17 protein-coding genes are annotated in these 26,672 nt (G+C 73.8%); 11 read left to right on the top strand and 6 right to left on the bottom strand.

What is annotated here, in order from left to right; translation table 11 throughout:
• Positions 1-2: 2 nt before the first annotated feature.
• The 4 genes from ACFYMP_RS19400 to ACFYMP_RS19385 all read right to left on the bottom strand — a co-directional run bounded on the left by ACFYMP_RS19400 (position 3) and on the right by ACFYMP_RS19385 (position 10,098).
• Positions 3-5,909, bottom strand: a complete 5,907-nt coding sequence (locus tag ACFYMP_RS19400) for an SDR family NAD(P)-dependent oxidoreductase (protein ID WP_388858705.1) — start codon at positions 5,907-5,909, stop codon at positions 3-5.
• The gene (locus ACFYMP_RS19395; RefSeq protein WP_388858702.1) at positions 5,909-6,907 is read right to left on the bottom strand and encodes an enediyne biosynthesis protein; all 999 of its coding nucleotides are present in this window, start codon (positions 6,905-6,907) and stop codon (positions 5,909-5,911) included. The genes ACFYMP_RS19400 and ACFYMP_RS19395 overlap by 1 nt, the downstream gene beginning before the upstream one ends.
• The gene (locus ACFYMP_RS19390) at positions 6,904-8,889 is read right to left on the bottom strand and encodes a CRTAC1 family protein (protein WP_388858699.1); all 1,986 of its coding nucleotides are present in this window, start codon (positions 8,887-8,889) and stop codon (positions 6,904-6,906) included. The genes ACFYMP_RS19395 and ACFYMP_RS19390 overlap by 4 nt, the downstream gene beginning before the upstream one ends.
• 561 nt (positions 8,890-9,450) lie before the next feature.
• Positions 9,451-10,098, bottom strand: coding sequence for a TetR/AcrR family transcriptional regulator (locus ACFYMP_RS19385; protein WP_388858696.1), 648 nt, complete (start codon positions 10,096-10,098; stop codon positions 9,451-9,453).
• A gap of 76 nt (positions 10,099-10,174) precedes the next feature.
• On the opposite strand from ACFYMP_RS19385, the gene ACFYMP_RS19380 reads away from it, so the two are divergent.
• The 10 genes from ACFYMP_RS19380 to ACFYMP_RS19335 all read left to right on the top strand — a co-directional run bounded on the left by ACFYMP_RS19380 (position 10,175) and on the right by ACFYMP_RS19335 (position 22,018).
• Positions 10,175-11,533, top strand: a complete 1,359-nt coding sequence (locus tag ACFYMP_RS19380) for a carotenoid oxygenase family protein (RefSeq protein ID WP_388858693.1) — start codon at positions 10,175-10,177, stop codon at positions 11,531-11,533.
• 208 nt (positions 11,534-11,741) lie between these two features.
• The gene (locus tag ACFYMP_RS19375) at positions 11,742-13,388 is read left to right on the top strand and encodes an MFS transporter (RefSeq protein ID WP_388858690.1); all 1,647 of its coding nucleotides are present in this window, start codon (positions 11,742-11,744) and stop codon (positions 13,386-13,388) included.
• A gap of 436 nt (positions 13,389-13,824) precedes the next feature.
• Complete coding sequence (locus tag ACFYMP_RS19370) at positions 13,825-14,187, top strand: hypothetical protein (protein WP_388858687.1); 363 nt, start codon at positions 13,825-13,827, stop codon at positions 14,185-14,187.
• A 126-nt stretch (positions 14,188-14,313) separates the two neighbouring features.
• Positions 14,314-15,522, top strand: coding sequence for a sedoheptulose 7-phosphate cyclase (locus tag ACFYMP_RS19365; protein ID WP_388858684.1), 1,209 nt, complete (start codon positions 14,314-14,316; stop codon positions 15,520-15,522).
• Positions 15,523-16,641 (top strand): glucose-1-phosphate adenylyltransferase family protein, encoded by a 1,119-nt coding sequence (locus ACFYMP_RS19360; RefSeq protein ID WP_388858681.1) that lies wholly within the window; start codon positions 15,523-15,525, stop codon positions 16,639-16,641.
• Positions 16,638-17,696: an ROK family protein gene (locus ACFYMP_RS19355; protein WP_388858678.1), complete on the top strand. Its 1,059-nt coding sequence runs from the start codon at positions 16,638-16,640 to the stop codon at positions 17,694-17,696. The genes ACFYMP_RS19360 and ACFYMP_RS19355 overlap by 4 nt, the downstream gene beginning before the upstream one ends.
• Positions 17,693-18,616 carry an SDR family oxidoreductase gene (locus tag ACFYMP_RS19350; protein ID WP_388858675.1) on the top strand — a complete coding sequence of 308 codons (924 nt, stop codon included), beginning with the start codon at positions 17,693-17,695 and terminating at the stop codon, positions 18,614-18,616. The genes ACFYMP_RS19355 and ACFYMP_RS19350 overlap by 4 nt, the downstream gene beginning before the upstream one ends.
• The gene (locus ACFYMP_RS19345) at positions 18,613-19,728 is read left to right on the top strand and encodes a VOC family protein (protein WP_388858672.1); all 1,116 of its coding nucleotides are present in this window, start codon (positions 18,613-18,615) and stop codon (positions 19,726-19,728) included. The genes ACFYMP_RS19350 and ACFYMP_RS19345 overlap by 4 nt, the downstream gene beginning before the upstream one ends.
• A gap of 50 nt (positions 19,729-19,778) precedes the next feature.
• On the top strand, positions 19,779-20,999 hold the full coding sequence (locus ACFYMP_RS19340; protein WP_388858669.1) for a glycosyltransferase: 1,221 nt from the start codon (positions 19,779-19,781) through the stop codon (positions 20,997-20,999).
• A gap of 47 nt (positions 21,000-21,046) precedes the next feature.
• Positions 21,047-22,018: an isopenicillin N synthase family dioxygenase gene (locus ACFYMP_RS19335; RefSeq protein ID WP_388858666.1), complete on the top strand. Its 972-nt coding sequence runs from the start codon at positions 21,047-21,049 to the stop codon at positions 22,016-22,018.
• 67 nt (positions 22,019-22,085) lie between these two features.
• Here ACFYMP_RS19335 and ACFYMP_RS19330 read toward each other — a convergent pair whose 3' ends face one another.
• Together ACFYMP_RS19330 and ACFYMP_RS19325 are read right to left on the bottom strand one after the other, a co-directional pair.
• A complete protein-coding gene (locus ACFYMP_RS19330; RefSeq protein WP_388858663.1) occupies positions 22,086-23,999 on the bottom strand; it encodes a glycosyltransferase in 1,914 nt (637 codons plus the stop codon).
• A gap of 2 nt (positions 24,000-24,001) precedes the next feature.
• Positions 24,002-25,282: an MFS transporter gene (locus tag ACFYMP_RS19325; protein WP_388858660.1), complete on the bottom strand. Its 1,281-nt coding sequence runs from the start codon at positions 25,280-25,282 to the stop codon at positions 24,002-24,004.
• Between the two features lie 281 nt (positions 25,283-25,563).
• Here ACFYMP_RS19325 and ACFYMP_RS19320 point away from each other — a divergent pair, with 281 nt between their 5' ends.
• Positions 25,564-26,541 (top strand): aldo/keto reductase, encoded by a 978-nt coding sequence (locus tag ACFYMP_RS19320; protein WP_388858657.1) that lies wholly within the window; start codon positions 25,564-25,566, stop codon positions 26,539-26,541.
• The last annotated feature ends 131 nt before the right edge of the window (positions 26,542-26,672 follow it).

Genomic DNA, 26,672 nt, shown 5'->3' with positions numbered 1-26,672 from the left:
CGTCAGTCGCTCCTCTCCACGGCCTGGGCCATGAGCGCGAACACCACGGGCCCGGCGACATCCCGCAGCGCCGTCGGGAAGGTCGCGATCCGGGCCGTGCCCGAGCGCAGCGACACCCAGCGGGCCTCGCCCCGGGGGGCGCTGTCCACCGTGAGCCCGGCGAGCGCGCGGCCGTTCTTGCGCAGGCACTCGACGGCGCTCCACACCCGGGTGGCCGCGAGGGACAGCTCCTCCTCGTGCTCGGCCGCGATCAGCCGGGCGAGGGCGAAGCCCTCCGCGCCCAGCAGCCCCCGCCACTCCTCGGCGGAGCGGGGCTCGGCCGTCTGCACGTCGCAGGCCACCGGTACCTCGCCGGTGACCAGCAGGGTCACCCCCGCGCCGTGCGAGGCGGAGACGTGGGGGCCGCCCGGGATCTCCGGCCGTCCGTCCGGGGCGTGGGTCACCTCGGTGGCCCGGCCCAGGGCCCAGCTCGCGGCCTGGTCGGTGGCCTTTCGGCGTGCGGCCACCCCCTGCGCGGGCTCCTCGTCGGGCCGGACGACGACGCGTACGGCGGCGGGCAGCAGCCGCTCGGCGCGCCGTTCCAGGTACGGGCCGAGCAGGGCGGGCTGCCAGGGCCCGGTGCCGTCCCGCTTGCGCACCGCCTGGAGCCGCAGCCCCTCCCAGCGTTCGACGAGCCTGCCCGAGCGGTCGCGGACGTCGAGGTCCCAGACGTAGCTGTCGCCCGTGCGGGAGCGCTCCTCGGCGTGCAGCGTCACGTGTTCCCGTCCGTGCGCCTCGGCCGGGTCGGCGAGGTGGAGGCGCTCGACGCTCACCGGGAGCAGGGTGGCTTCCGGCACGCAGCACTGGATCGAGTGCATCAGCGCGTCCCGGGTGCCCGGGTCGGCCAGGACGAGGGAACCGGGCAGGTGGTGCGCGAACCAGGCCCGGCCGGCGGTGTCCGCGATCTCCGCGACGCACCCCCTGGCGGACAGCCGGCGGTAGCCCACCAGCCGCTGGAAGCGCGGCCCCTGGAAGAGGACCGGCCCGTAGAGGTCGCGGTCCGGGGCGAGCGGGAGCCGCGGCGCGTCCCCGGCGAGGGGTACGGGCCCGGAGTCCTCCGGCTCCGGGCGGTCGTAGCGGAGCGTGGCGCGGAAGTGGTCGGCCTGGAAGCCGGTCTCACTGCTGCGGATCACGGCCTCCACCTCTCCGGCGTTCCGGGCCAGTACCGCGACCCGGACGGTGGTAGCCCCCTGCGGCGGGATGACGACGGGGCGCAGGAACTCCATGTCCTCCAGGGTGGGCGCCCCCTCGAACCCGGTGAGCGCCGCGGCGGCCTGCGCCATGGCCTCCATGCCGAGGACCGCGGGGAACAGCAGGTCGCCGTCCAGTTCGTGGTCGGCCAGGTAGAGGTCCTCCGCGGCGGTCAGTTCGGCGTCGACGACCAGCTCGATGCCCGGGTAGTGGGCCCGGGGGCGGTCGACGAAGCGCAGCAGCGGGAGTTCGCGCCGCTCCAGCGCCAGCGTCGGCAGCCCGCCCGCGCGCCCCGTCACGACCAGGGCGGCGGGCGCCTGCGGGTCGGCGAGCACCTGCTTGAGCAGGGCCACGCCCTCCCGCGTCGGGATCGGCTCGATGCCCTCGCGGATCAGCGACTCCAGGACGCCGAGCCGCTCCCCCATACCGGACCCGGACCACACGGACCACTCCAGGGCCAGGCAACGGCAGTGGGGGTAGTCCTCGCCCACCTGACGGGTCAGGTCGGTGAGCCAGTCGTTGGCGGTGGCGTAGTCCGCCTCGCCGCGCAGACCGGCCCGGCCGATGACGGAGCCGAAGGTGACGAGCAGGCGCAGGGCGGCCGGGTCGACCGCGGTGAGCACGTTCCCCAGGCCGGTGATCTTCGGGGCGAGGGTGCGGCGGAAGGACGCCTCGTCCAGCTGGGCGAGGGCGTGCGGCTCGTTGTGGCCCGCGCCGTGGAGGACGGCGGTGACCGGGCCGAGGGCCGTACGGATCTCGTCGACCGCCGCCTTGACCTCGTCGGCGGAGGTGACGTCGGCGCGGACGTAGCGGACGTTGACGCCCGCCGCGGTCATCCGCTCCAGATTGGCCCGCAGTTCGGGATCGGTGGCGGGGTCGGACCGGCCGAGCAGGGCGAGGCCCGCCCCGGTGGACTCGGTGAGGGCGAGGGCGCATTCGGCGGTGATGCCCTTGCCGCCGCCGGTCACGAGCAGGACGTCCCCGGCGTCGAGCACCTGTTCCGGCCCGGGTCCGGCGCCCGGCTCCCCGGCCGGGGAGGCGGGCGGCAGCGGGCGCAGCACCGGCACGGTACGGCGGCCGTCGGCCCCGTGGTGGACCTCGCTGAACCCGCTGGTCGCCGCGACGTCGCGTACGACGCGGGCGCTCAGCTCAGCGGCGTGTTCCGGCGGCATCCGCTCCGGGAGGCTCGCGGTGACCACGGTGGTCGCGATGCCCGGCGCCTCCAGGTGCAGGGTCTTGGCCAGGCCCGCCGCGCCCCGCCGGTCGCCGACGGCGACGAAGCGGGTGGCCCCGGAGCGGGACAGCGCGGCGCGGGCGGCGGAGATCATGAGCTGCGCGTGGTCCTCGTCGCAGTCCCGGGGCAGGCACAGGAGCACTCCGCCGCCGAGCCCCGCGGCGCGCAGGGCCTCGTGCAGGGCGGGGGCCAGCGGATGCCGCGCGGGGGCGAACAGCTCCCAGTCGCCCTCGCCTGAGGGACCGGCGGCGGGGGCCGGTTCGGCCGGCGTCTGGTCGACGGCGAAGGCCCGGACCCAGGGGGCCACGCCGAGGGGCACCGCGGGCTCCTCGGCCCCGCCCGTGTCCGTCTCGGCCAGCCCGTCGAGGAGTTCCGCGAGTTCGGCGAGGGTGGAGGTGGCGAAGGCGGTGGTGACCGTCGGGGCCGGGACGCCGAGTTCCTGGGTGGCGCTGTTCATGATCTGGGCCACGGTGATGGAGCTGAGATGCAGTTCGTCGAGCGGGTTGCTGTGCGGGCTGACGGCCTCCAGGGGCAGTTCGGCCCGCTCGGCGGCCAGGCGCAGGAGGACCGGGAGGCTGCCCTCCGCCCCGGACACCGAGGCGGCCGGCGCCTCGTCCTTCGTCTCCGGGGGAGGCGGTGCGTCGACGCGCACGCCCGCCAGGGGCAGCTCGACGTCCGGGGTCGACTCGCAGGGGCTCGCGAAGAAGCGGAACTCCTTGTCCAGGGGCAGCGGCCGGGTGAAGCGGTCCTCGAACAGCGCGGCGTGCCGCACGGGCGCGCCGAGGGTGTACGCGGCCGCGACCGCGGTCAGCAGTCCGGACAGGGAGGTGGAGTCCGCGTCGAGCGAGACGGCGGGCACCCCGGGCGCGATGTCCGCGGCCAGGCCCTTGAGGGTCCGCCCGGGGCCGACCTCGATCAGCAGGTCCACCTCGGCGGCCAGGGTCTGGACGGCCTCCGCGAACCGCACCGGCTCCAGCACCTGGCGGGTCAGCAGCTCCGCCACGTCGGTGCCGGGGGTGACCTCGCCCGCCGTCACCGTGGAGATCATCCGCCGGGCGGGGCGGGCGAAGCGCTGGGTGCCCAGGTAGGCGCCGAGTTCCTTGGCGGCGGGCGCGACGGCCGGGGAGTGGAAGGCGTGCGAGACGTTGACCGGCGCCGTGCCCAGGCCCCGCGCGGCGGCGAGGGCGCAGACCCGCCGCACGGCCGCGGCCGGACCGGAGACCACGGTCTGCCGGGGGCCGTTGTAGCCGGCGACGACGACCGGTTCCCCGGCGAGCAGCGGTTCGGTGTCGGCGGCGGCGGCGGCGATGCCCGCCATGGCGCCGTCCCCGTCACTCGCCTCGGCCATGAGCCGCCCGCGGGTCGTGGCGGTGCGCAGGACCGAGGACTCGTCGAGCACTCCGGCCCAGTGCAGGGCGGTGACCTCGCCGAGGCTGTGTCCGGCCGCCACCACCGCCTCGATGCCGAGCGCGGACAGCACCCGCAGTCCGGCGAGGGAGGAGGTGACGATGCGCGGCTGCGCCACGGCGGTGGCGGCCGGGTCGCCGCCGGCGGGCAGCGGGTGGGCGCGGTACAGCTCGTCGACCGGGGCGAAGCGGCGGCGCAGCGCACCGCCGTCCGCGCGCCGGCCGGCGCCCTGGCCGGGGAAGAGGAAGCCGACGCGGGGTCCGGCCGCCGCGCTGCCCAGGAAGACCCCTCCCGGGGTGTCGAGCACCGAGCGCGCCCCGTCGTCCAGCAGGGTGAGCAGTTTGCCGAAGCGCTGCTCCGCCTGTTCCGGTGAGGCCGCGAGGACGGCGGCCCGGACGGGCCGTGCCGCCAGCTCGCCCTGCAAGGTGGCGGCGAGGTCGCCGAGTTCGGCGAAGGACAGCCGCGGGACGAAGGCGGCCAGACGGGCGGCCTTGCCGCGCAGCTCGGCCGCGCTGTCGGCGTCGAGCAGCAGCAGCTCGGTGTCCTGACGGGACCGGACGAGCCTGCGGGTGACCCGGCCGACGTCCTCCTTGCGCACCCCGTCGGCGTGCTCGACCACGATGTGCGCGTTGATGCCGCCGAAGCCCATGGAGGAGGCGCCCGCGCGGACGGGGGCGTCGCGCGGCCACAGTTCGGCCTCCGCGGGCACCCGCAGGGCCGGCCGGTCGCCGGTCAGTTCGGGGTGCGGGTCGACGTGGCTGGTCGCGGGCGGGATGACCTGATGGCGTACGGCGAGGACGGCCTTGAGGAGACCGGCGACACCGGCCGCCGCCTTGGTGTGGCCGAAGTTGCCCTTGACCGTGCCGAGGGCGGCGGGCGGCGCGTCCGGGTCGGCGGCCCGGCGGGCCTCCGAGAAGGCGCGCAGTTCGGTGGTGTCGCCCACCGCCGTACCGGTGCCGTGGCCCTCGAAGTAGCCCACCGTCTCGATGCCGAACCCGGCGGAGGCGTAGGCGCGTTGCAGGGCGAGCCGGTGCCCGGACGCCTCCGGCCGGGTGATGCCGCCCCGGCCGTCGGAGGAGTAGCCCCAGCCGGCGATGGTCGCGTACCGGAACCTGCCCTGCGCGACGGCGTCCTCGTCGCGCATGAGCACGAGCATGCCGCAGCCCTCGCCGGGCCAGAAGCCGTTGGAGCCGCGGTCGTAGACGCGCATCTCACCGGTGGCGAGCGCGCCCGTCTTGGCGAAGCCGATCACCTCGAAGGGGTCGATGCTGAGGTCGACTCCGCCGGCCACGGCCACGTCGAGCCGTCCGTTCGCCAGCGCGTCGCAGGCCGTGGCGGTGGAGAGCAGCGAGGAGGAGCAGGCCCCGTCGACGGTGAACCCGCCGCCCTTGAAGTCGAAGTGGTTGCAGATCCGTCCGGCGATGGTGTTGGCCAGCCCCCCGGCCAGGGTGTCCTCGCCGATCGGCGGGAAGGGGCTCTTGTAGCGCTCTTCGAGCTGGTCGAGGAAGGCGGCCAGGGCGGTGTCCTCCCAGCCGTGCTCGCGCAGCGCCGCCCCGACGGTGCGGCGCACGTAGGGCCAGCGCAGCCGCATCAGGTTGGCCCGGCTGAACTCGCCGGTCAGGGTGTTGCCGACGACCACCCCGGTGTTGAGGTCGCCGAGGCCCTCGCCGAAGGGGAAACCGGCGTCCTCCAGGGCGCGCGCGGCGGTGTCGAGGGCGAGCCAGTGCGTCATGTCGGTGGCGCGGAAGGTGCTGCCCGCGACGCGGTACTTGACCCGGTCGAACTCGAACCCGTCGAGGACGGCGGCCTTGCTGGAGTAGAAGCGGTCGGGGGCGGCGGGATCAGGCGAGTAGTAGTCCTCGGCGCGCATCCGCTCCTCGGGCAGCCGGCGGAAGGCCCGCCGGCCGGCCAGGACGTTCTGCCACAGCTGCTCGGCGCTGTCCGCGTCCGGGTACCGGCAGGCGATGCCGACGACGGCGATCCTGGCGGGGGCGGTGGAGCCGGGGGCCGGGGGCGAGGAAAGGGGGGAGAAGGGCATCACGCGGCCACCGTCTCGATCGTGGACTTGTCGCCGAGCGCCGTACCGCGGCCCCCGGACCGGTCGTCCCCGGGCGCCTGGGGGCGTCCCTTGCGCCGCTGGACGAGATGGGCGACCCACCAGCCGATACCGCGCACCGCGCAGACCGCGGTGGTGGCGAAGAACAGGGTGTAGACGACGTTGAACAGCATCATCACGCCGTAGACGGTGGCGACCGAGGCGCCGAACACGAACTGGTTGCGCCCTTTCGTGGGGGTGGTGCCCGGGTCGCTGATCATGTAGTTCGTGAACAGGATGAAGGCCACCCCGCTCATCGGGCCGAGCGCGGAGGCGAGGGCCACGTCCCAGAACCAGTGCCGGATCAGGGCCTGGATCACGAATCCGCCGAGCCAGCCGACGATCAGCGCGGTGCGCTTGGTGAGCGCGGTGTTGATGATGGTTCCCGCGGTCGCGATGATCAGCGGGATCGAGGCGCGGAAGAAGGTGTTGGCGTTCTCGGTGAACTCGTAGGGCGGGGCGATGCTCACCCAGGAGCCGAAGCAGACCAGCGAGAGGGTGATCCCGAAGTTGGAGGGGTTCATGAAGTGCCGCATACGGCCCGCGACCGGGGCCTGCATCGCGTGCTTGCCCGCGACCCCCACGAACACCGCGAAGAGCACCGGGAACAGCTGGTTGTTCGCGTACAGCAGCATGTTCGCCGCCAGCGCGGTGATGTGGGCGGGCAGCAGGAACTCGTAGACGCCGCGGAAGCCTTTGCCGGTGAAACGCGCCGGCCTGCGCTGGGCCCAGGCGCTCAGCATTTCGAGGAGGATCTCGGTCGTGTAGCCGGCGGCCACCGCGACGAACGGCCACAGCCAGGGCTGTTCGAAGCCGAGCACGGTGTACCCGAGGATGTTGAACACGCTCATGGAGAGGGCGAAGTTGCGCAACGCCAGGTAGCGCGGGTCGCGTGCGGCCGCCGGAGGGGAAACGGCTGGTGAAGGGGTGACGGTGGTCATCGCTCGGCGACCTCCTGCGCGGTGTCGGTCAGCAGATACGTGTGGGTTCCGGGGGTGAGCTTCTGGGTCGTGCGGTGCCGGCCCCCGTCGGCGTCCCGCCAGGACAGCTGCACGGTGGCCGGACCGTCGTAGGAACCGAGTCCGAAGTGCACGTCGAAGCTGCGGAAACCGCTGTGGCCGCCGCCGCCGTCGAGCTGGGAGACCTGGGTGCCCTCGGGGGTGGTGACCTTGACGGTGGCTCCGTAGGCGGGGGTGCCGGTGTTCGCGATGCCCTCGCCCGCGTCCGCACCGGGGCCGGTGGCGGGGCGGTACAGGCGCAGACCCAGGTAGTTCCCCTTCTCGGGGGCCTGGTTGGCGTAGAAGGCGGGCGGTCCCCACTGGCGCGCGACGGCGAAGTCGAGGACGCCGGTCCCGGTGGTGTCACCGGTGGCGAGGGCCCGCGTCGGGATCTTGACGTCCAGCCCCAGCTGCTTGGAGACGTTGGCGTACTCGCCGCTCTCGGTCTTCGCGTAGAAGCCGAGGACGTCGTCGCCCGCGATGTCGTCGCCGGGCTGGACGTGCGGCCACATGGCGGGGTTGGACAGCAGGTTGTCGTTGCTCATGGCCAGCTCCTGGAGCCAGGGCCAGCGGTCGGTCTTTCCCTTCACGAAGCCGGTGGCCTGCATGATCGACACGTCGCCGTCGTTGAGGAAGTCGGCCATCTTGGTGTCCCAGCCCCAGCCGGTCCAGGCCACGCCGTGCTCCTGCGCCTCCTGCTCGAAGGGCGCCTCTCCGGACTCCAGCTTCCGGCGCGCCTCCTCCTCGCTGCCGGCCTTGTTCATCCAGAGGAAGTTGCTCTCCTCCAGGCCCCAGGCGGCGGTGATGTTGCTGACCATCATGTCGAAGCGGCCGTTGCGGTCGACGTCGGCGAAGTCGACGCCCATGCCCTTGAAGGAGCCCTTGCCGAGCACGAAGGACTTGGGCGTGGTCGGTGTGCGCTTCCCGGTGGCCTCCGAGTACCTGATGTGTCCCGGCGTGGACCGGTTGTACAGCAGGTGGTCGTGGCCGAAGTCGTCGGCGATGTACATTTCGGGCAGGTCGTCGCCGGTCAGGTCGGCCCCGGAGACCGCGAGGGTCCAGCCGGTGGACGCCCCGTAGGGGATGGCGCCCTTCTCCTCCACGAACGAGACGCTGGGATCGTCCCCGGCGCGGGCACCGGTCCAGCGCATGACGTGGTCTCCGCCGGCGTTCTTCGCGTTGGACAGGGAGTCGTTCATCAGCACGTTCTTGAGACCGTGCGGGTCGAGTACGTCGGAGTCCGGGAAGTAGTTCCCCACCACGATCGACGGGTGGCCGCTGCCGTCGAGGTCGCCGACGTAGACCGCGTCGGTGTTCCAGCGGGGGCCGTGGTAGGCCCCGTCGTCGCTCCGCGAGGCCACCACCTCGCGCGGCACGTAGGAGGCGGGAGACAGGTCGTTCGCACTCGCCTTGGCCAGGAACACGACGGGGGTGCGCCCCCAGTACGAGACCAGCAGGTCCATCCTGCCGTCGCCGTTGAAGTCTCCCGGGGCGCAACCGGTCGGCGCCATCGCCGCGTCCGTCGGAAGCGGGGCCGCGTCGAGGACGAACGGGGTGAACCGGTCCGCCTCCGGCGCGGTCGGCGTGTACGTCACCACGACCTGATCGGTCCGGGTGTCGACGATGCACATGCCGTCGGCCTTCCCGTGCCCCATGAGGTCGTTGACGGCTATGCCCGCGCCGACCGAGGAGATCCAGGACCGGATCTTCTGATACGCCGGATTCACCTTGCGAACCGTGTTCATGGGCTGTGACTCGTAGCCCGGTGGCAGCGCGATGGCCATTTCCTGGAACTTGTACTTCGCCGCGGCCTCGTCACCGCCGGCCACGGCTACGGAAGTCCGGACCGTAAAGAACAGTGACGCGGCCACCAACACCGTCACCACACCCGGTGTCATTCTGCGGAATCGCTCGCGTCGATCCATCGCACTCCCCCTCACTTACCGCCCAAAAGGGACAATTGCTCGGCTTGAGTTCGCATTCCGAGAATGGGTGACGGCAGATCGCGGTGCCTCTCCGACATTGCCCGAAACAGCCGGGCCGTCGCGGCGCGCCGAACGCGGAGAGGAAAACGGCAGGCCGGAAGAGAGCCGCGCGCAACCCCGGGCCCGGACCACGGAAAACCGCCGCCGGACCCGTCACGCCTGATCAGCCCGCATTCACCGGGAAAGCGAGTGAGGCGGGGCCCGGGGTGCGGTCGGGGGTGCGGTCGGGGTGCTGTCGGGGTACGCCGAGGTGCGCGGGAGGGACGGCGGCGGCGCTGCCGGGAGGCATCGCGGTGGCGGGCGGCCGGGAGGGGACGTCACGCCTCAGCGGAGGAGGGCGACTCGCACCGGCGGACGAGGACGTCACCCGCCGGCGAACAGCCGTCGAGCGGCCCGCGCCGCCGGCGGGAAGCCCGGCCAGGACCCGCCCGGCCAGGACCCCCGGCCAGGACCCCCGGCCGGGACCCGCCCGAGCCAGGCCCCCCGAGCCCGGCGGGTCGCTCAGCGGCCGCCCCCCGTGCCGCCGCGTCCCCGGAACGCGGCGGCCGCCTCGTCCCGGTCCGCCCCGGCGCTCACGAGGAGGCCGACCACCTCGGCCTCCAGGCAGACGTCCGCGTCGTAGGGCTCGATCAGGTAGCCCCCGAGCTCCAGGGTGACCAGGCCGTGCAGCGCGACCCACAGCTGGTGGGCCACCAGATGCGCGTCCCCCGGGCGCAAACCGCCCGCCTCCATGGCGCGTTCGACCGCCAGGACCAGGACGTTCAGCGTGTACCGGCCGTGCTGGCGGTCCTCCTCGGACAGCGAGAAGCCGCCCAGGCTCGCACCGCCGAACATCACGCCGTAGAGGTGGCGGTGCTCCAGCGCGTTGTCCCGGTACGCGGCCCCGAGGGCGCAGATGTCCGCGACCGGGTCCGAGGACCGCGCCACGCCCTCGAAGCGCCGGTCGAGCAGCCGGAACCCCTCCTGGACCATGGCCCTGACAAGATCGTTCTTCCCCCCGAAATGGGTGTACACCGCCGTCGTGGAGGTGCCCACCGCCGCGGCCAGGCGCCGTGTCGACAAGGCGGAGGGCCCCTCTTCGGCGAGCAACTGCGCCGCCGCTTCGAGGAGTTGGACGCCGAGGGCGGGATTCGCTGTCCGTGGGCTCACCGTTGACATCCTCTCACGGGGGTGCGATTTTGATGTAACGATGTTACGTAACAGTGATTCCCGAGGACGGACAGCGATGCCCACTCGTCACCAGAACAGCACGTCACATCTGCTGAGCAGCGGCTACCGGCCCGTCACCGAGGAAGTCACCGTGCTCTCCCCGCCAGTGCGCGGAGAGCTGCCCTCGGAACTCGACGGCACCTTCCTGCGGATCGGCCCCAACGCGCTGGGCGGCCACGACCCGGCCCGCCACCACTCCTTCCGCGGTGACGCGATGGTGCACGGGCTGCGGCTGCGCGGGGGCCGGGCCGAGTGGTACCGCAACCGCTGGGTGCGCACCGACCGGGCGGCGCGCGCTCTCGGCGAACTGCCCACGCCAGGGCCCCGCCACGGCGCCTCGGACAACACCAACGCCGGCCTCGTGCGGCACGCCGGGCGCACCCTCGCGCTCGCCGACGGCGGGGCGCTGCCGACCCGGCTGGGCGAGCGGCTGGAGACCCTGGACCGGGTCGACTTCGACGGCACCCTGCCCGGCGGCTTCAGCGCCCACCCCGTCCTGGACCCGCTCACCCAGGAGATGCACGCGGTGGCCTACGCACCGGGCCGGCCCGGCGTCGACCTGCTGACGCTGGACGCGTCCGGCCGGGTGCGGCGCCGCGAGAACATCACGGTGAAGGGCACCCCGATGATGCACGCCTTCTCGCTGACCGACCGGCACGCGCTGCTCTACGACCTGCCGGTCACCTACAGCGGCCGGGCCGCGGCGGCGGGCTCGGACGTCCCCTACGCCTGGGACGACGGGCACGGCGCCCGCCTCGGCGTGCTGCCCCGTGACGGCGGGGACGCCGACGTGCGGTGGGCGGAACTCGCCCCCTGCTACGTGTTCCACCCGGTCAACGCCTACGAACAGGGCCGGTACACCGTGGTCGACGTCATCCGCCACGAGCGGGTCTTCGACCGCGATCCGCTGCATCCCAGCGAGTCCTCGCCCACCCTGTGGCGCTGGATCGTCGACCGCTCCGGCGCCACCGTGGCCGAGCACCCGCTCAGCGAGGCGGTGCAGGAGTTCCCGCGCATCGACGACCGGTACGCGGGCTCCCCCTACCGCTACGCCTTCACCGTCGGGCTGCGGCCCGGCCGGGGCGCCGCGCTCGCCGGACCGGCGCTGCTGCGCCACGACCTCGTGACCGGCCGGGCCGACCGGCACGACTTCGGCCCGGGACGCGAGGGGGGCGAGGCGGTCTTCGTACCGCGCCACGGCGCCGCCCCCGAGGCGGACGGCTGGCTGCTCAGCCTCGTCCACGACACCGCCACCGGCCGCGGCGAACTCGTCGTCCTGGACACCGCCGACTTCACCGGGCCGCCGCTGGCCACCGTGCCGCTGCCGGTGCGCGTCCCGCACGGACTGCACGCCCAGTGGACGGCCGGCGGCTGACCGGCCCCGTACCGGTGAGGGCCGCGCCCGGTCCGGCGGGCCGGGACCGGACGATCCGCGCGCAGCCCGGGAGGCGGGCGGACCCGGCAATCTGCGAGAAGCCACCGCCCCCTGTCGCCCCACACGATGACACGCGTGTCGCACCGGACGAGGACGGCGACACCGGCAACCGCCGCCCCTTCCTTCCGACACGTCACCGAGGGATGCCATGTCCGTTTCCAGCTCAGGAAGAACAGCCCGCCACCGCGGTACCGCCGGCCGCGGCTTCGAACACCCGTGGGCCTTCTGGACCGGCGCGCTGGCCTGCACCACGGGGGTGCTGCTGCACCTGCCCATGTACGTGAGCGCCCGGAGCATGGGCTACCACATGAACGGTATGCGGGCCGACGCCCCGATGATCACCGGCATGGCCCTGATCGTCGTCGGCCTGCTCGCGGTGCTGTACGGCCTCGTGCCCCGCGACGGCCGGGAGATCGGGCGCAGTTCGGCGCGCATCCGGGTCCGCGCCCTGGACGACGCGCCGGTCAAGGGCCAGCACGTGGCGCTGCTGATCGTCATGGCGATCGCCGTGACGATCGACGTGATGAAGCCGACCACCCTGTCCTTCGTCGCCCCCGGCGTCGCGCACGAGTACGGGCTGAAGTCGCCCCTGAACCCGGGCGGGGACATCCCCGTGGCCTGGCTGCCGCTGGCCGGTATCACCGGCACGGTGATCGGCTCGCTGGTCTGGGGCTGGCTCGGGGACCGCATCGGGCGCCGGGCGTCCCTGCTCTTCGCCGGGATGCTGTTCGTGACCACCTCGGTCTGCGGCACCATGCCGGGGTTCACCTGGAACCTCGTGATGTGCGCGGTCATGGGGATCGGCGCCGGCGGCATGCTGCCCATCACCTTCACCCTGCTCGCCGAGACCGTACCGGCCCGGCACCGCGGCTGGCTGCTGGTGCTGATCGGGGGTGACATCGCGGGCGCGTACGTCATCACGAGCTGGCTCGCGGCGGAGCTCACCCCCACCTACAGCTGGCGCATCCTGTGGCTCGTCGGCCTGCCGACCGGGCTGCTCTTCATCGCCCTGAACCGGTGGATACCGGAGTCTCCGCGCTACCTCCTGGCCCGCGGCCGCCGCGAGGAGGCCGCGCTCGTGCTGGAACGCTACGGGGCGGTCGCCGAGGAGGACGGGGAACCGGAGGAGACGGTCCGCCAGCCGGCCGGGCACGGCAGCTATCTCGCCCTGCTGCGCGGCCGCCTGCTGGCGCCCACCGCCGCGATCGGGATTCTCGGCCTGGGCACCGGCCTGGTGACCTTCGGCTTCCAGCAGTGGGTGCCCACCAACCTCCAGCATCTCGGCTACTCCGAGGTGAACTCGGACTACGTCGTCCGCAACGCCGCGCTTCTCGGCCTGCCGCTGACCGTGCTCACGGCGTGGATGTACGGCGTCTGGGGCAGCCGGAAGACGCTCGTCACGGTCTCGGCCGTCACGGCGCTCACCCTCGTCGGCTGCGTCGTGGCGGGCGACGCCATGGGCAGGGACCACGTCCTGGCCTCGCTGCTCCTGGTCGTCCCGCTGTCCGGGGTCAGCTCCGTCGTGGCCGTCGTGGCGGGGTACGCCGCCGAGGTCTACCCCACCCTGGTGCGCTCGCGCGGGACGGGGCTGGCCGCCGGGATGACCAAGGTGGGTGGCGTGCTGATCCTCGCGCTCACCGTCGCGGCGGCGACGGTACCCTCGATCGGCGTGACCGCTCTCATCGGCGCGGTGCCCCTGCTGCTGGCGGCGGTGATCTTCCTGTGGGTCGGCCCGGAGACCAAGGCGCGCCGGCTGGAGGACATCAACCGGGAACTGATGGCCCCGCGGGCCTGAGCGTCCGACGCTCCGGGTGGCGGGCCGCCGGTTCTCTCCCGAGCCGGCGGCCCACCGGGCCAAACGATCAAACGTGCAGGTTGAATTTACCCATTCCCGTCCGGAATTCAAGATGGCCGACAAAGACCCTGACGGTGTCCTAAAGGTAATGAACCACCACGTGGCGGCCCCGGTCGAAAATCCGTGCTTGACGCCGGACTTGATCTCCACCTTTAATGGGCCCGTCTGAGAGCCCTCAGGAATTCCGCAGTACAAGCAGTCGCTGTTGCAACCAAAGCAAATGAGATGCTTCACGGGGCAGGTGCAGTGTACAGGCAAAGACTACTGAGGTATCTCCCGCATTCCGGCGGTCGCCATCCCATCGCCGACCTGCCCCTTTCTCTCCGGACGGCCCCGTCACGGGCCTCGCGCGCCGGCCTCCCCCGAGGACGCCGGCGTGGCTGAATTCCGGCTCGCGGTCCGCACCCGCCCGCTCCCCGGACGGGAGGCCGAATACCACGAGTGGTACGACGGCTTCCACCTCGACGAAGTGCTCCGGGTACCCGGATTCGTCGCCGCCGAGCGGTACGCGCCGCTGCCGGACGGCGTCGGCGCGGGGAGCGCCGAGGACGGCGACTACCTCGCCCTGTTCACCATCGAGTCCGAGGACATCGCGGCGACCGTCGCGGCCTTTCGCGCTGCCCAGCGCACCATGGCTCAGCCCCCGTGCCTGGACCCCGACAGCGTGGTCCTCGCCTGGTGGCGTCCGCTCGGAACCCGCAGGACGAGACCCTCCCCCGCCGACGCCCCGGGCACGTGACGCCCCCGGGCGGGCCGGTTGCTCCCTCTCACGGACGACGACGTCCGCCGTACCGATGGCCATGTCAGTCCCCGACACCCCCAGGCCCGGCGCCCACGTGCCCGTCCGGACGAAAGGCATGACGACATGACAGCCCAGCTCGACTCCGCACACCACGCGGTGCCGCCGACCCCCGAAGCCCAGGACCCGGCCGGCCGGCACGGATGGCGGGTGAGCACGAGCAAAGAGGTCGCCTACGAGGTCCGCCTGGTCGCCGGGCTCCTCGACCCGGAGAACCCGGCGCTCGCGACGGCGGGCGCCCCCGCCTCCTCCCGGCCGGGCCGCCGGCTCGTGGTCCTCGACGCCACCGTCCACAAGCTGTACGGGGACCGCGTCCGCGCCTACTTCGAGAAACAGAGCGTCGAGTACGCCCCGTGCGTCATCGACGCCCACGAGACCGTGAAGAACATGGAGACGGTCTTCGAGATCGTCTCCGCGATGGACGCCTTCGGGGTCTCCCGGCGCCGCGAACCCGTCATCGCCGTCGGGGGCGGCGTCCTGACCGATCTGGTCGGCCTCGCCGCCAGCCTCTACCGCAGGTCGACCCCGTACGTCCGGGTCCCCACCACGCTCATCTGCATGGTCGACGCCGCGATCGGCGCGAAGACGGGCGTCAACTTCCACGAGCACAAGAACCGGCTGGGCACCTACCACCCGTCCGCCGTCACCCTGATCGACCGGGAGTTCCTGGGCACCCTGGACCGGCGCCACATACGCAACGGGCTCGCCGAGATACTCAAGATGGCCCTGGTCAAGGACGCCGCCCTGTTCGAGCACCTGGCCGCGTACGGGCCCCGGCTGGTCGAGGAGCGCATGGCCGTGGAGACCGCCAGCGGCGACGTGGCCACCGAGGTGATGCGGCTGGCCATCGCGGGCATGCTGGAGGAGCTGGAACCGAACCTCTGGGAGCACGACCTCAAGCGCCTGGTCGACTTCGGCCACACCTTCTCGCCCACCGTCGAGATGCACGCCCTGCCCGAACTGCTGCACGGCGAGGCGGTCTCCGTCGACATGGCGCTGTGCGCGGTCCTCGCCCACCGCCGGGGGCTGCTCGACGACGCGGCCCTGCACCGCGTCCTGGCCGTGATGGCCGACCTGGGCCTGCCCGTGTGGCATCCGGTGTGCACCACCGAACTGATCGTGCGCGGGCTGGAGGACACCGTCCGCCACCGCGACGGCAGGCAGTTACTGCCCCTGCCCGAGGGCATCGGCCACGTCCGCTTCGTGGACGACGTGACCCCCGCCGAACTCGACGCGGCCCTGCGGGTCCTGGCACGCACCGCCGAGGGGGCCTGAGTGGACGGCGTACGCGCGGTACTCCTGGCCGGCGGGGAGGGCCGCCGGATGGGCCCCCTGGGCCGCGGGCGGCTCAAACCCCTGGTGCCCTTCGGCGGGATCAGCCGGCTCATCGACTTCAGCCTCGCCAACACCCGCGACTCCGGCTTCCACGAGGTGCTCCTGCTCTCCCAGTACGAGGAGCGGCAGCTCATGGACGACCTGCACACCGTGTGGAACCGGACCCCCTCCCGCCACCGGGTGCACTTCGGCCCCTACGACGCCGCCTACCGCGAGGCCGGGGACCAGCTCCCCCTCAGCCTCCCCGAGCGGACCTGGCCGCAGGAGCGCGGCACGGCCGACGCCCTCATCGCCAAGGCCCCCTACGTGTTCGGCCCGGACACCTCCGAGGTGATGGTCCTGCACGCGGACCACGTCTACCGCTTCGACTACGGCGACATGATCCGCCGCCACCGGGCCGACGGCGCCGCCCTCACCGTCTCCTACCAGCGCATCGAACGGCGCTGGGTGCACCTGTTCGGCATGGTCGGCTTCGACGCCTCCGGCAACCTCACCGAGTTCGTCGAGAAGCCCGAGAACCCGTCCAGCGATCTGGTGTTCGCCGCGTTCTGCGTCTTCGACGCGAAGGTCCTGCGGCGCTACCTCGAACAGCTCGACGGCACCGACTGGCAGCACGACATCAGCCGCGACGTCATCCCCGCCATGCTCGCCGCGGGCGAACGTATCCGCGGCTACGAGGTCACCGGGTACTGGGACGACATCGGCACCGTCGAGCGCTACCACCGCGCCCACCGCGGCCTGCTCGCCGACCCGCCCACCCTCGCGCTGGACGAACTGCCGCGCACCGTACGGCCGCAGGTGCCCCGGCGCCGGGTCGCCGAGGAGGCCGGGGTGCGCGCCAGCCTCGTGGCGGCCGATCTGGTCAACGAGGGCCGGATCGAGGACAGCGTCGTCTACCCGGGGGTCCGCGTCGGCCCCGGGGCGCGGGTGCGCGACTGCGTCCTGCTCCCCGGCGTCCAGGTGCCCGCGGGGGCCGAACTCACCTCGGCGATCGTGCTGGAGGACGGCACGGTCCAGCAGTGCGAACCCGTCCCGTCCCCCGGAGGTGCCGCCTCGTGACCACCGCGCCCCCACCCACCCAGGACCCCCGGGCCCGGGTCGTCGCGGACCTGGGCGGCACCACCCTGCGCCTGGGCCGGGTCACCGGCGGCGTCCTCGACCCGGGCTCGGTGCGCCGGGTCCCCACCGAGGGCATCGGCCGCCACCCCGGACTGTCCCCGCGACTCCTCCAGGAGAAGGTCGTCACCCAACTCGCCGACGAACTCGACGCCTACCTGCGTTCCCCCCACGGCGTGGGCGCGGACGCGGTGGGCGTCTCCTTCGCCGGGCCGATGACCAAGGACGGCACGGTCCTCGCCGGCCCCACCCTGTGGGGGAGCGCGGCGGCCCCCCTGCCCGTCGGCGCCCTCCTCGAACGCCGCCTGCCGCTCCCGGTGTTCGTCGCCAACGACATCACCGCCGCCGCCTGGCGGTACGCGGCCACCGAGCCCGAGCCGTACTGCCTCGTCACCATCAGCTCCGGCATCGGCCACAAGGTGTTCCGGCACGGCGAGATCCTCGTCGACGACGCCGGGCACGGGGGCGAGATCGGCCACTGGCGCGTCGACGCCTCGGAGGACGCGGTGCCCTGCGAGTGCGGCGGGCGCGGCCACCTCGGCGCGATCGCCTCCGGCCGGGGCGTCCTGCTCGCCACCCGCCGCGCCGCCACCGCCGACCCGGAGGGCTTCGCCGCCTCCGCGCTCGCCGGACCGGCCGGGCGGCGCCCCGGCGGCATCACCAACGAGGCGATAGCGGCCGCCCTGCGCGCCGAGGACCCCTTCGCCACCGCGGTGCTGAACGACTGCCTGCTTCCGCTGGCCCAGGCGGTGAACTGCGTCTTCACCGCCATCGGCGTCCGGCGCTACCTGTTCATCGGCGGGTTCGCGCGGGCCGTCGGCCCGCGCTTCGTCCGCCTGCTGGGCGACCACCTGACCCGGCTGGGCTGCTTCGGACTGAGTGAACAGGAGACCCGCGACATGCTCGCCCTCGGAGCCGACGACGACGACCACAGCCTGATCGGGGTGGCCCGCATGGTCGACCACGCGCTGCCCCTGCCGGCCGGGGCCGGCCGGTGAGGGCCCTCGTGGTCGGCAGCGGCTTCGTGGGCCGCGCCGTCGCCCGCCACCTGCTCGCCCGCGGCGAGGAGGCGGTCCTCGCCTCCCGCACCCCGCCGCTCGCGGACGGCCACCCCGTCGCCCCGCCCTGGGTCCCCCTCGACATCACCCGCCCCGGCGCCTTCGCCGCGGCACTCGCCGAGGTCCGCCCCGACAGCGTCGTCCTGGTGCACGGCCCCTCCGACGTCACGTGGTGCGAGAGCCACCCCGAGGAGGCCATGGCCGGGCACGCGGGCGCGGCCCGCGCGGTGGCCGAGGCGATCGGCGGCCGGCGGCTCGTGTTCGTCTCCACCGACAACGTCTTCGACGGCACCGCCACCACCTGCACCGAGTCCTCCCCCACCCGGCCCGCCAACGCCTACGGACGCGCCAAACTCGCCGCCGAGCAGGTCCTCTCCGCGCTGCCCGGCGCCGTCCTGCTGCGGGTGAGCCTCATCTACGGCTGGGAGGCCGCCGACACCCCGAAGTGGCTCAACTTCTTCGCCTCCTGCGTGCACCGGCTGCGCTCCGGCGAGACCGTCACGGCCCCCTACGACCAGTGGACCACCCCGGTCCTGGTCGACGACGTCGCCGAGGCCACCCACGCCCTGGCCGCCGCCCCCGAGGTCCCCCCGCTGCTCCACCTCGGCGGGCCCGACCGGCTCTCCCGTGCCGACTGGGCGGCCGGTATCGCCGCCGGCCTCGGACTGCCCCCCGGACGCGTCGTCGCCGAGCCCCGGGCGGCCGGCCGCTACGCCAACCGCCCCGCCTCCACCTGCCTGTCCAGCGAGGTGCTCGCGACCCACCCCGCGACCGCCGCGCTGCGGCCCCGGACGGTGCGCGAGGCCACGCGGCTGCTGCTCGACGCCCATGTGACCCCGAAGGCGAGGAGCGCCGGATGACCACCCACACGGACCCCCGCGGCCGGCCCGGCACCGCCGGGGTGCCCACCGCCCGCCGCGTCGACCACTTCGCGCTCACCGTGCCCGATCTCGACGCCGCCGTGGACTACACCGTCCACGGGCTCGGCGGTGAACTCGTCTACCGGCTGCCGCCGCTCAGCCACGAGGACGACTGGATGCGGGCCCACCTCGACGTGCATCCGCGCGCCGCCGCCGAGATCGCGCTGGTGCGCCTGGGGCCCACCACCAACCTCGAACTCTTCGCGTACACCGCGCCCGGCCAGGTCGCCACGGCGCCCGCCCCGCACGCTCCCGGCGCCCCGCGCCTGGGCCTGCGGGCCGACGACATCGAGGCGGCCCTCGACGCCCTGCGGGCCCGCGGGTACCCCGGCGCCCAGGGACCGGTGCGCACCTGCGGGGCCGGGCCCTGGGCCGGGACCCGGTGGGTACGCGTCCCCACCCCGCTCGGGGTCCCCCTCGAACTGCGCTCGGTCCCCGGAAAGGCTCCCCGCGCGGCGCGCCGGTACCGGGCGGCCGGCCCGTGGACCAACCGCGAGGACGGCGCCGCCTCCCCCACGGCCCTGCCCACCGTGCGCGGGCTGGACCACCTGGGCTGGACGGTGCCCGACCTCGACGCCGCCGAGGACTTCTTCGTACGGGTCCTCGGGGCGGAGCCGCTCGGCCGCACCACCCACGACCTCGCCGACCCCGCACTGGCCGCGGCGCACGGCGTACCGCCCGGCGGCGTCCTGCACCACAGCGCGCTGCGCGCCGGGCCCACCGACAACATCGAGCTGTCCGAGTACCGGGGAACGCCCGGCCCCCGCCCCGCCCGCCCGCGCAACAGCGACGTCGGCGGCACCCATCTCGCGCTGTACGTCGACGAGGTCGACGCCGCCGCCGCGTACCTGGCCGGGCACGGCTGCACCGTCCTGGGCGCGCCCGAGACCATCGACGAGGGCCCGCTGACCGGGGACCGCTGGGTGTACGTGCGCACCCCCCTCGGCCTGTACGTCGAGGTGGTGCGGATGCCGGACGGCGAACTGCCCTACGAGCGGGGCACCGAGGCCAGGCGGCGCGCCGCCCACGGCCTGCGCTGGGAGGACCGATGAGCACTCCGGCACCCGACGGCCACCTCCGGCCGACCGAAGGAAGGACGCCTGTGGAGACCCTGACGCCCAGCTCCGCCGAGACCCTCGCGGCGGCAGTCGTCACCACGCTCGCCGTGGACGCCGATCCGCAAGCCCGCGAGGCCAGCATCTTCTACTGGGAGCGCGGACTGCGCCACCGGGAGGCCGTGGTGGCGGCCGCCGCGCGCACCGGGGACGCCGAGACCGGCGCCCTGGCCGCCGCGCTGCGTCAGAGCCCGGCCGATCCGCGACGCCACCACGCGCTCACCCGGCGGCTCGTCCTCGCCGCCGGGCAGCACCCGACTCCCGGGCTCAGCGCCCTGTTCGAACTCGCCTGGCGGGCCGAGGCCAACTCCCGCCTCGGCTACCACCTGGGCCCGTCCTACACCACCGCCGGCCGGCCCTCCCTCACCCGCGAGGAACTCGGCGAGCGCCCCGGCGGCCCCCGTCTCGCCGAGGGCGACTCCCCCGAGGTCCTGGTGGTGATCCCGTTCCGGGACCAGGGCTCCGGGCGGCGGCTGCGCAACCTCCTGGCCTGCCTCCAGGCGCTGCGCGACCAGAGCGCGCCGCGCGGCTTCTACCGGGTCGTGGTGGTCGAGACGGACGTAAGGCCCCGCTGGCGCGAGGCGGTCGAACCCTACGCGGACCACTACCTGTTCGCGCACAAGCCGGGCGCCTTCAACAAGTCCTGGGCGGTCAACGTGGGCGTGGTGAACGCCCCCGGCCGCGCCGAGATCGTCTGCGTCCTGGACGCCGACGCGCTCGCCGACCGGGACTTCGTGGCCCGCAACGCCGCGCGCTTCCGGCGCCCCGGTGTCATGGGCCACCTCAGTTACCGCGACATGTGGTGCCTGGACGAGACGTCCACCTCGCGCGCCGTCGACGAACGCCTGTGGCGGGGCGCCGCGCAGGCCGACGCGGACGGACTGCGCGCCTTCGTCCTGCGCCGCCCCCCGGGCTGCTGCGTGTGGGTCCGCACGAGCGCCTTCCACCGCATCGGCGGCATGGACGAACGCTTCGAGGGCTGGGGCGGCGAGGACAACGACTTCGCCTACCGCATGGACATCAACTCGGCCTTCGACCACTACGACGACCCGTTGCTGCACATGTACCACCCGTCCTCGGCGGTACTGCGGGAGGACGGCGAACTCGTCAACGCGCACATACCGGCGCTCAGTTGGGGGCCCTCGGAGACCCCCATCGGCGATCCCGACCGCTTCGCGCCGCAGCCGGCGGCGGCGGACGCCTCCTAGACAGCGCTCCGGCCCGCCCCACCCGAGACGACGAAGGGCAGAGAACCATGTCACGCGCCATACCCCTGCTGGACCTGAGCGAGTGGCGGACGGCCGACGCCGCCCGGCGCAGCGCGATCTCCGCCGAACTCGACGCCTCGCTGCGCGAGACCGGCCTGTTCCTGCTGGGCGGTCACGGAGTGCCGCCGGAGGTGACCGCGCGGATGCGCGCGGAGGGCCGCTCCTTCTTCGGCCTGCCCGCCGAGACCAAGCAGCGGTACGCCGTCGCCCGCCCCTACGACAACGGCTGGCGCGGACTGGGGGCGCTCGACGTGGGCGCCGTCGAGGGCATGTCCGGCGCCTCCGACCTGCACGAGGCCTTCCACGTCGGCCCCAGCCACCGCACCGGCGACGCGGCCTTCGACGCCGCCTACTACCCGGCCAACAAATGGCCCGGCGAACTGCCCGCTCTGGAGGGGACCGCGCTGGAGTACACGGGCCACATGACCCGGGTCGCCCTCGGGGTGCTGGAGATCCTCGCGGCCACCCTCGGCCTGCCCGAGGACTACTTCACCGCCAGGTCCCAGCGCGCCACGTGGACCCAGAACGTCAACTGGTACCCCTCGCTGCACACCGTGGGAGACGTGCGGGAGGGCCAGATGCGGGTCGGCCCGCACACCGACTTCGGCACCATCAGCCTGCTCGACCGCCAGCAGGGCGTCGGCGGCCTGGAGGTGTGGAACGAGCGGGAGGGCTGGTTCGCGCCGCCGTTCGTCGAGGGCACCCTCGTGGTCAACCTCGGCGATCTGATGCACCTGTGGACCGACGGCCGCTGGTGCTCCCTGCGCCACCGCGTCCTCGCCCCCAGCGCCCAGGCCCCCGACGAGGAACTCGTCTCCCTGGTCTGCTTCTTCGAGGCCGACCCGGACACCGAGGTCGTCCCGCTGGCGGCCCCGGCGGGCGGCGGCGCCGGCATGGAGACCGTGGTGGCCGGCGAGTACATCCTGGACAAGGTCGGCGTCACGGTCACCGTCGACTGAGCCGGGTGCGGCGCGCGGCCGGGGCACCCCCGGCCGCGCGCCGCCCGTAATCCCCGCCCGTGGTCCCTCAGGAGGCGTCCGCCACCGCGAGTTCCGACCAGGCGGTCCGGCCGTCCGCGGCGGTCACCAGGACCACGAGGACACCGTCCCCGGGCGCGGCCACCAGGCCCGCGAAGCCCTCGCCGTCCCGGTCCAGCTCCACCACCTCGGCCCCCGGCCCCACCGGCACGATCTCGACCCGGTGGACGTCCCCGCCGGCCCAGTCGACCCGTACCGCCCCGCCCTGCCGCACCGCCCGGCCCGCGCCCGTGGCGAGCGGCCCGGTGCCAAAGCGCGCGTCCGGTGTCCGCGGCACCGCCCCGGCCGGCCGCCGCCCGGCCCGGACCGCCTCGAAGACCGCGAGGAAGCGCGCCGCCGCGGCGCCCCACGTGAAGGAGCGGGCCACCTCGACCGACCGGGCCCGCAGCCCGGCCACCCGCTCCGGCTCCTCGCGCCACATCCGCAGCATGCGCTCCAGCCCCGCGCGCACCGCCTCCGTCAGCAGCGGGTCGTCCACCCGGAAGGAGCGCGGCAGCGCGAGCCCGGTGGCGCCCGGCGCGCAGGGGTCCGCGGCGTGCCGGAAGTGCCGCATCCCGCGCTGCGCGGTGGCCACCGGCACCGCCCCCGAGGCCATCGCCTCACCCATCGCCATCAGGAAGGTGTCCATCTCGAACTTGGACGGGAAGACGCAGAAGTCGGCGGCGACCGCCCAGTCCTTGATGGCCGCGTTGCCCATCGGCCCGGTGCTCACCCGTACGAGGTCCCCGTACTCCCGGGCGAGCCCGTTCAGGTCCTCGTCGTCCGGCGGCTGCGGCGCGAGGCAGTGCAGCAGCACATTGCACCGCTCCCCCTGGTCGAGCAGCGCCCGTACGCCCTTGAACAGCTCCTGCTGGCCCTTGTGCTGCACCGAGTAGCGGGCGTTGTGGAACAGCGTGGGCAGCTCCGGGTCCAGGCCCAGACCGGTCAGCGTCCGCTTGCGCACCTCCTCGTCCCGGGGCACGTCCAGCCACTCGTCGCCGATCGCGCAGCCGCCCACCACCAGCCGGTCCTCGTGGGCCCGCAGCTCCCGCCGGACCGCCAGGCGCCCGAAGAGGTCCTCGAAGGGCGTCTGGGCCTGCGTCAGCGCGTGCTCCAGCTGCCCCTCGGACAGGAAGTCCATGGCGGCCACCGAGCGCACCACCAGGCCCAGCATGGTGACGTAGTCGTGCCCCGGGCGCTCCGGGTAGTCCCGGTACAGCAGGGTGCGCGGCAGGAAGGCCCGCATGGCGCGTTCCAGGCGCGAGTCCAGGGGCGGATCGGCCAGTCCGTCCGCGACCGAGGCGTCCGAACCGAGGTGTTCCAGCACGGCCCGCACCTGCGGTCCGTACACCTTCGTGTTGACGGCCAGGTTGGTCTGCACGGTGGAGACCACGTGGAAGCCGTGCCCGGCCAGCAGTCCGGGCAGCAGGTAGTGGTGGATCGGCTCGTGCAGGTGGACCACCGCGCCCGGCTCGACCCGCTCGCGCACGTAGCGGGCCGCCATCACCTGGAACACCAGGGGCTTGAGGAAGTCGAGGCTGCGCCCCTCCAGTTCGCGCGGCGGGTGGAAGCTGTCCGGGAAGGCGTCCAGCAGGCCGCCGCTCAGCAGCACGATGTCGATGCCCTCGACGGTGATCCGGTGGGCGCGAGCGGTCGCCTCCAGGGTGATCTCCTCGTCGAAGCCCGGCCAGAGCGCGGGGTCCAGCCGGACCGGTATCCGCTCGTGCGCGCTCCAGTCCAGGTCGGTGACCTCGTGCTTCCGCGCGATCACCGGAAGCAGTCCGTGGGCGGCGGTCACCGCGCCCGTCCGGTGCCCCGCCGCCCGGAACTGGCGCACCAGATTCCACAGGTAGACGGAGGTACCGGCTTTGACCAACTGGTCGTCGTAGCCGCTGAACTCGATGTGGCACTCGATGATGCGCATGGTCATCCCTGTTCGCCGTCGACGCGGTCGCGTGGCCGGTCGGTGGATTGATCGGGGGCAGCCGCCCCGCGCGGGCCCCGCAGCGCGGAGGCGCCGAGGGCGACGCACAGGACCAGCAGCGTCGGTACGCCCAGCGCGGTCGGCAGCCCGGTCACGGTGCTCATCGCGCCGACCACGACGGGCCCGACGAGGAAGCCGGTGTACCCGAGGCTGACCACGAGGGACAGCGCCGCCCCGGCCCGCGCCGGATCGCGCTGCCCGGCCGCCGAGTACACCTGCGGGGCGATGCAGGACATGCCCGCGCCCAGGCAGGCGAAGCCGATGATGCCGGCCACCGGGTGCCCGACGAGCAGCGCCACGAGCATGCCCGCGGACGCGAACACGCTGCTGACCCGCACCAGCCGGACCGGCCCCAGACGGGCCGCGAGCCGGTCGCCGACCAGTCGGCCGACCGTCATCAGGATCGAGAAGGCGGCGAAGGCGCCCGCGGCCGTACCCGCCGAACTGCCCAGGCTGTCGCGCATGTACACCGCGCTCCAGTCGGCGGCGGTGCCCTCGCCGACCAGGGCGCACATGGCGAGCGTGCCGAGGAGTACGAGATCGAAGGAGACGATCGAGGTCCTGGCGGCCGGCGCCTTCGCGGTCGCGGTGCTCTCGGCCGCGTCCCGCGGCGCCCCGGTGCCCGCCGAGGGCGCCCGGTCCGGGGCCGTCTCGGGCAGCGCCCACAACGCCCCCCAGCAGGCCAGGACGAGGACCCCCGCCCCGACGGAGACGAAGGTCGCGCCGGTGCCCACGTGGTGGCGGGCCAGGAGGCCGCCGGTGACCGAGCCGAGGAACCCGCCGATGCTGTACACGGCGTGGAAGGACGACATGATGGGCCGCCCCCAAGCGCCTTGTACGTGGATGGCGTTGGCGTTCATGGCGATGTTCAGGGTGCCGTGGGTCAGGCCGAAGAGGAACAGCGCGACGATCAGCGCGGCCAGCGAGTCGACATAGGCCGGCGGGATCAGCAGCAGCCCCTCCAGTACCGCCGTCGGCACCATCACCTTGGTGCTGCCGAGCCGGTCGGCGAGCCGGCCGAGCACCAGCATCCCGACGATCGCGCCCGCCGAGAAGGCCAGCAGGGCCACGCTCAACAGGCCGTCGCCCAGGTCGAGTCGGTTCTTGACGTCGGGGATGCGACTGGTCCAGACGCCCAGCGCGGCGCCGAACAGCAGGAACATGACGGACGTGGCGGTACGGGCCCGTAACAGCGTGCGACGGTCGTACGGCTCGGTGGACACAGCCAGCCCTCATCTCCCCGGCGAACGGCGGCGGATCGGCGGTGGGTCCGCGTCCGGGACGGGCGGGACCGGCACGACCCCCAGAGTCAACGGGATGCGCCACATCGCGTCAAGATCTGATCGACTCGTCCCGGCCACCGGTCCCCGCGCCCGTCCCGAGGTCCCGCCGTGGCGTGGACGGGCCGCCCCGGTGGTAGTGGTTAGCTGTCAACGGCACCGGAGATCAACGGGCTTGGAGAGCCGGCCGCGGTCTCGGGCCAGAATCCGTGAGGAGCCTCGTGATGGAACACCGCACCGTCTGCGGGACGGAGATACCACCGCTCGGCATGGGCTGCTGGGCGGTCGGCGGTCCCTTCTGGGAGGGGGAGACGCCGCTGGGCTGGGGCGTCGTGGACGACGCCGAGTCGACGGCCGCGCTGCGCCGGGCCGTCGAACTCGGCGTGGTGCTGTTCGACACGGCCGACCTCTATGGTGCGGGACACAGCGAGCGGCTGCTCGCCAAGGCCCTCCGCGGCCACCGCGACGACATCCTGATCGCCACCAAGTGGGGCAACGTCTTCGACGAGGAGACCCGGCAGCTGACCGGCCGGGACGCCGGGCCCCGCTACGTCCGCCGGGCCGTGGAGGCCTCCCTGCGCCGCCTGGAGACCGACCGCGTCGACCTGTACCAGCTGCACCTGGGTGACGCGACCGTCGAGGAGGCCGCCGCGCTCGCCGGGACGCTGGAGGAGCTGGTGGCCGAGGGCAAGATCCGCTCCTACGGCTGGAGCACCGACGACCCGGACCGCCCCGCGGCCATGGCCGGTCCCCATTTCGCGGCGGTGCAGCACCAGTTGAACGTGCTCGACGACGCTCCCCGGATGCTGGCGCTCGTCGAGGAACGCGGCTGGACGAGCATCAACCGCGGCCCGCTCGCGATGGGCCTGCTCAGCGCCAAGTACGCCGGGGGCCACCGGGTGGACCGGGAGGACGTGCGCGGGGCCGAGGCGCCGGAGTGGATGAAGTACTTCGCCGACGGCCGCCCCGCCGAGAGGTGGCTCAGGCGCCGCGAGGCGGTCCGGGACGTCCTGACCTCCGGGGGCCGGACGCTCACGCAGGGCGCCCTCGCCTGGATCTGGGCGCGCAGCCCGCGCACCGTCCCGATCCCGGGCTTCCGGACCGTCGCCCAGGTCGAGGCGAACGCCGGGGCGCTCGCGTACGGCCCGCTCACCGCGGACGGGATGAAGGAGATCGACGGCCTCCTGGAGCGCGAGGACTGAAGCGGCGGCCCCGCCCTGAGGCGCCCCGGCCGGGCCAAGGCGCCCCCGGAGGAGGCCGGGGCAACCCGGTTCCCGGCGTGGCCCGTTCGCCGCGGTGGTAGAAGTACACGGACCGAGTGGGAGAGGAACAC

Origin of the sequence: Streptomyces sp. NPDC007088 (assembly GCF_042869355.1) — a bacterium.
Classification (GTDB): domain Bacteria; phylum Actinomycetota; class Actinomycetes; order Streptomycetales; family Streptomycetaceae; genus Streptomyces.
This window is presented reverse-complemented; position numbering and strand designations above follow the sequence as displayed.

Bases quoted from the DNA above. Each gene is read 5' to 3' on its own strand.
- ACFYMP_RS19365 (WP_388858684.1), top strand. From the start codon at position 14,314: ATGACAGCCCAGCTCGACTCCGCACACCACGCGGTGCCGCCGACCCCC.
- ACFYMP_RS19335 (WP_388858666.1), top strand. From the start codon at position 21,047: ATGTCACGCGCCATACCCCTGCTGGACCTGAGCGAGTGGCGGACGGCC.
- ACFYMP_RS19330 (WP_388858663.1), bottom strand. From the start codon at position 23,999: ATGCGCATCATCGAGTGCCACATCGAGTTCAGCGGCTACGACGACCAG.
- ACFYMP_RS19390 (WP_388858699.1), bottom strand. From the start codon at position 8,889: ATGGATCGACGCGAGCGATTCCGCAGAATGACACCGGGTGTGGTGACG.
- ACFYMP_RS19345 (WP_388858672.1), top strand. From the start codon at position 18,613: ATGACCACCCACACGGACCCCCGCGGCCGGCCCGGCACCGCCGGGGTG.
- ACFYMP_RS19380 (WP_388858693.1), top strand. From the start codon at position 10,175: ATGCCCACTCGTCACCAGAACAGCACGTCACATCTGCTGAGCAGCGGC.
- ACFYMP_RS19320 (WP_388858657.1), top strand. From the start codon at position 25,564: ATGGAACACCGCACCGTCTGCGGGACGGAGATACCACCGCTCGGCATG.
- ACFYMP_RS19375 (WP_388858690.1), top strand. From the start codon at position 11,742: ATGTCCGTTTCCAGCTCAGGAAGAACAGCCCGCCACCGCGGTACCGCC.
- ACFYMP_RS19400 (WP_388858705.1), bottom strand. From the start codon at position 5,909: ATGCCCTTCTCCCCCCTTTCCTCGCCCCCGGCCCCCGGCTCCACCGCC.
- ACFYMP_RS19395 (WP_388858702.1), bottom strand. From the start codon at position 6,907: ATGACCACCGTCACCCCTTCACCAGCCGTTTCCCCTCCGGCGGCCGCA.